The 332-nt window shown below is 32.5% G+C and carries 1 pseudogene; it reads right to left on the bottom strand.

The features are described from left to right. Nucleotides 1-332: pseudogene (locus tag SB775_RS28245) on the bottom strand (hypothetical protein); the annotation flags it as partial.

Below are 332 nucleotides of genomic sequence, written 5' to 3'. Positions count from 1 at the left end.
CATGCAAACTGGATAAATTTATTCTGATATTCATCCCAAGAGGAGTAATACTTCCACATTTTAAACTGTGATTTAGTAAATATGATTTGAATATCATCATTTTTAATATCCCACACTTTTCCGTATATATCTGTTATTTTGGATTTATTGTGTTTGTCAGCAAATTTGTGAAAATCAAAAGGAACTAACAAGCCCTTAACCCAAGGAAGCCTAACCATAAAACTTTTTTTGCTGAGCTGAGGAGATATAATACCACAGCCGTCTGTGTGTTCGATAGGGATATTCATTTTCTTTCTAGTAATCTCGTATGTGTCTCGATTTATATAATCCAC

This window comes from Peribacillus sp. SIMBA_075 (genome assembly GCF_046534585.1).
The sequence above is the reverse complement of the archived record's forward strand: the minus strand, read 5'-3'. Positions and strand labels throughout refer to the sequence as shown.